At 72.5% G+C, this 4,843-nt stretch carries 4 protein-coding genes; all 4 read left to right on the forward strand.

The window, feature by feature from the left end; all coding sequences use genetic code 11:
* Positions 1–229: 229 nt before the first annotated feature.
* On the forward strand, positions 230–1,546 hold the full coding sequence (locus tag E4099_RS29060; RefSeq protein WP_135342101.1) for an amino acid deaminase: 1,317 nt from the start codon (positions 230–232) through the stop codon (positions 1,544–1,546).
* A 61-nt stretch (positions 1,547–1,607) separates the two neighbouring features.
* The gene (locus E4099_RS29065; protein WP_135342102.1) at positions 1,608–3,224 is read left to right on the forward strand and encodes an N-acyl-D-amino-acid deacylase family protein; all 1,617 of its coding nucleotides are present in this window, start codon (positions 1,608–1,610) and stop codon (positions 3,222–3,224) included.
* 76 nt (positions 3,225–3,300) lie between these two features.
* Entirely contained in the window at positions 3,301–4,512 is a 1,212-nt protein-coding gene (locus E4099_RS29070) for a pyridoxal phosphate-dependent aminotransferase (protein WP_135342103.1), read from the forward strand.
* Between the two features lie 84 nt (positions 4,513–4,596).
* Positions 4,597–4,843: SCO4983 family protein (locus E4099_RS29075; protein WP_483414783.1), on the forward strand; the 247-nt coding region annotated here is incomplete at its 3' end.

Below are 4,843 nucleotides of genomic sequence, written 5' to 3' on the forward strand. Positions count from 1 at the left end.
AGCCCGCACACCCCAGGCCCACCTCCAGGCACCCGCCTCCAGGCACCCACCTCCCGACGACCCGACTCCCGGCGCCCCCGGGCGCCCCCGCACCGTTGACCCGGCGCCCGCCAAAGTGTTAGACAGCGCTCGGTCACATCCGCAACAGCCGCGCACCCGCGCGACACCGCAGGTCAACCGCGTCGGAGAGCAGAGAGCCAACGGCGCGGAAGCCGCCCCGGGAGGTTCCATGGCTGCCCCAGAGCACACCGCCGACCGGAGGGACGAACCGGCCCAGGACCCGCTCGCGGGACTCGCCGGCACCCGGATCGACCACCGCTTCAAGGGGCTGCCGCCGGACGCCGAGGGCCTGACGGTGGGCGAGCTGGCGGCCCAGCGGCGCAACCTGTTCACCGGTGGCTTCACCACGCCCGTACTGGCGCTCTCCGCGGAGTCCCTGGAGCACAACCTGAAGGTCATGGAGTCCTACGCGCTCCGCCATGACCTCGCCTTCGCCCCGCACGGCAAGACCTCGATGGCGCCGCGGCTGTTCGCCGACCAGATCGACCACGGGGCCTGGGGCATCACCGCCGCCGTACCGCACCAGGCCCGGGTCTACCGGGCCTTCGGCATCCAGCGGATCTTCCTCGCCAACGAGGTGGTCGACCCGGCCGCGCTGCGCTGGCTCGCCGGCGAGCTGGCCGGCGATCCGGACTTCACCTGCGTCACCTATGTGGACTCGGTGCGCGGGGTGGAGCTGATGGACGCCGCGCTACGGGAGGCAGGCGCCGGACGCCCGCTCGACGTGGTGGTGGAGCTGGGCGCCGGCGACGGGGCGCGCACCGGGGTGCGTACCGAGGCGGAGTGCGCTGCGGTGGCGGACGCGGTGGCCGGCACCGACACCCTGCGCCTGGTCGGGGTGGCCGGCTACGAGGGCGAGGTGCCGCGGGCCGACACCGAGCGGGTACGGGCCTGGATGCGCCGGCTGACCGGGCTGGCGGCGGAGTTCGACGCGGCGGGCCGGTTCAAGGAGCTGGACGAGATCGTGGTGAGCGCGGGCGGCAGCGCCTGGTTCGACACGGTGGCCGAGGTCTTCGCCGAGCTGCCCGCGCTGTCCCGGCCGGTGCTGAAGCTGCTGCGCTCGGGCGCGTACGTCTCGCACGACGACGGGCACTACCGCCGGCTCACCCCCTTCAACCGGGTGCCGCGGGAGGGCGTGCTGCGGCCGGCCTTCCGGCTCTGGGCGCAGGTGGTGTCCCGGCCCACGCCCCAACAGGCCTTCGTCAACGCGGGCAAGCGGGACGCCGCCCACGACCTCGACCTGCCGGAGGCCCAGGTGGTGCGGGACGCCCGCGACGGGTCGCTGCGGGAGGCGGCCGGGATCACCGTGGCCAAGCTCTCCGACCAGCACGCCTGGCTGGACACCGAGCCGGGGGCGCGCCTGGAGGTGGGCGACTGGGTGGGGCTCGGCCTCTCCCATCCGTGCACCTCCTTCGACAAGTGGCAGCTGATCCCGCTGGTCACCGACGATGGCACGGTCACCGACTACATCCGCACCTTCTTCTGACCGCTCCCCCCTGCTTCCGCGTCCGATCACCCCGTGCCCGCATCCCTCCGGGAGGCAGCCCATGGACCTGGTCATCCGCGGCGCACGGGTGTTCGACGGCGGTGGGGGCGCCTCCCACCCGGCCGACGTGGGGCTGGCGGACGGGCGGATCGCCGCCGTACGGCGGGCGGGCGAGGGCCCGCGGCTGTCCGGCCGGCGCTCGCTGGACGCCACCGGGCTCGCCCTGTGCCCGGGCTTCATCGACATGCACGCCCACAGCGACCTGGCGCTGCTGCGCGATCCGGACCACTCGGCCAAGGTGGCGCAGGGCGTCACCCTGGAGGTGGTCGGCCAGGACGGGCTGAGCTACGCCCCGGTGGACGACCGCACATTGGCCGAGATCCGCACCACGATCAGCGGCTGGAACGGCGACGGGGCGGACGTGGACTTCGACTGGCGGGACGTCGGCGGCTACCTCGACCGGCTGGACCGGGGCTTCGACGGGCAGGGCATCGCGGTCGACGCGGCCTATCTGGTGCCGCAAGGCACGGTGCGGATGCTGGCGGTGGGCTGGGCGGACCGGCCGGCCACCGAGGCCGAGCTGGCGCGGATGCGGGCCCTGGTCGCCGAGGGCCTGGAACAGGGTGCGGTGGGGATGTCCTCCGGGCTCACCTACACCCCGGGGAGCTATGCCGACCGCGCCGAGTTGACCGCGCTGTGCCGGGTGGTGGCCGCGTACGGCGGCTACTACTGCCCGCACCACCGCTCGTACGGGGCGGGCGCGCTGGAGGCGTACGCGGAGATGGTGGACCTGACCCGGGAGGCGGGCTGCGCCCTGCACCTGACGCACGCCACGTTGAACTTCCCGGTGAACCGGGGGCGCGCCGGGCAGCTGCTGGAGCTGCTGGACCGGGCGCTGGCGGACGGCGCCGACATCACCCTGGACAGCTATCCCTACCGGCCGGGCTGCACCACCCTGGCCGCGATGCTGCCCGGCTGGGCCGCCGAGGGCGGTCCCGAGGCGATGCTGGCCCGGCTGCGCGACGAGTCCGGCGCGGCCCGGATCCGGGAGGCCCTGGAGGTGACCGGCTCGGACGGCTGCCACGGGGTGCCGATCGACTGGGCCGCCATCGAGATCTCCGGGACCGGCTCGCCGGCACTGGCCGGCGCGGTGGGCCGTACGGTCGCGGCACTGGCCGCGGAGCGCGGGGAGGAGCCGTTCCGGACCGCCCGCCGGCTGCTGCTGGCCGACCGGCTGGGGACGACCGTCCTGCAGCACGCGGGCAACGAGGAGAACGTCCGGGCGATCATGCGCCACCGGGTGCACACCGGGGGCAGCGACGGCATCCTGCACGGGCTCAAGCCGCATCCGCGGGCCTACGGCACCTTCCCGGAGTACCTGGGGCGGTACGTGCGCGAGCTGGGCGTACTCGGTCTGGAGGAGTGCGTGGCACACCTCACATCCCGTCCCGCGGCGCGGCTGCGGCTGCCCGATCGGGGGTGGGTGCGCGAGGGCTACCGCGCCGATCTGGTGCTCTTCGATCCGGAGACGGTCGCGGCCGGTGCCACTTTCGAAGCCCCGCGGACGCTTCCGACCGGTATTCCGCATGTGTTCGTCGACGGCCGCTTCGTGATGAAAGACGGGCGGCGTACGGACGTTCTGGCGGGGCGTGCGGTACGACGCGTTCCGCACCGCTGACCAGGCCATTGGTCCGCTGCCCGGATGGGGGAAATCACCACGCCGGGCGCGCCGGACCGGGCGTATGGTGACCGTCATGCAGGTGACCCAGTCCACGAAACTCGCCAATGTCTGCTACGAGATCCGGGGTCCGGTGCTTGAGGAGGCGATGCGGCTGGAGGCGGCAGGTCACCGCATCCTGAAGCTCAACACGGGCAACCCGGCGCCGTTCGGATTCGAGTGCCCGCCCGAGATCCTCGAGGACATGCTGCGCACCCTCGGCGACGCGCACGGCTACGGCGACGCCAAGGGCCTGCTCTCCGCCCGGCGCGCGGTGATGCAGCACTACCAGACCCAGGGCATCGAGCTGGACATCGAGGACATCTACCTGGGCAACGGCGCCTCCGAGCTGATCCAGATGTCCATGCAGGCGCTGCTGGACGACGGCGACGAGGTGCTGGTCCCGGCCCCGGACTACCCGCTGTGGACCGCCTCGGTCGCGCTGGCCGGCGGCACCGCGGTGCACTACCGCTGCGACGAGCAGGCGGACTGGATGCCGGACCTGGCCGACATCGAGAGCAAGGTCACCGACCGCACCAAGGCGATCGTGGTGATCAACCCGAACAACCCGACCGGCGCGGTGTACGGGGAGGAGCTGCTGCGGGGCATCACCGAGATCGCCCGCCGACACAACCTGATCGTCTGCTCCGACGAGATCTACGACAAGATCCTCTACGACGACGCGGTGCACATCCCGACCGCCGCCATCGCCCCGGACCTGCTGACCCTCACCTTCAACGGGCTCTCCAAGGCGTACCGGGTGGCCGGCTACCGCAGCGGCTGGCTGGCCGTCGCCGGCCCCAAGGCGCACGCCGCCAGCTATCTGGAGGGCCTGACCATCCTGGCCAACATGCGGCTGTGCGCCAACATGCCGGCCCAGCACGCGGTGGCCACCGCGCTCGGCGGACGGCAGTCGATCTCCGATCTGGTGCTGCCCGGCGGACGGCTGCGGGAGCAGCGCGACACGGCCTACGAGCTGCTGACCCGGATCCCGGGCGTCAGTTGCGTCAAGCCGAAGGGCGCGCTGTACGCCTTCCCGCGGCTCGACCCCAAGGTCTACAAGATCAAGGACGACCGGCAGATGGTGCTGGACCTGCTGCGCGCCGAGAAGATCATGATCGTGCACGGCACCGGCTTCAACTGGCCGGACCCGGACCACTTCCGGATCGTCACGCTGCCCGCGAAGGAGGACCTGGCCGACGCGGTGACCCGGATCGGGAACTTCCTGGACGGTTACGGCCAGTCCTGAGCCGGCCACCTTCACGCTACATGGGACAACTTTAGACAGGGTCTAAGTTAGGATGGCCTTCTGAGCTTGCCAGGAGGCCATCCCATGTATGAAGCGATCCGCACCAAGTCGGTCCACAGCATGGCCGCGCGCACAGGCGACTTCCCGCACCGCTCCCGCCGGGAGGAGCTGCGGATCCGGCTCGCCGGCCATCTGACCGCACTGCTGACCGTGACCGACGAGCTGCGCGCCCTCACCCCCGATCCGGCCCTGGACCGGGCCGCCCAGCTCCTCGCCGACCAGGTGACCCGGATGCGCGACGGCCACCGCCCGCTGCGCGCCGCCCCCACCC

The sequence above is a fragment of the Streptomyces palmae genome (assembly GCF_004684805.1).
GTDB classification, from domain to species: domain Bacteria; phylum Actinomycetota; class Actinomycetes; order Streptomycetales; family Streptomycetaceae; genus Streptomyces; species Streptomyces palmae.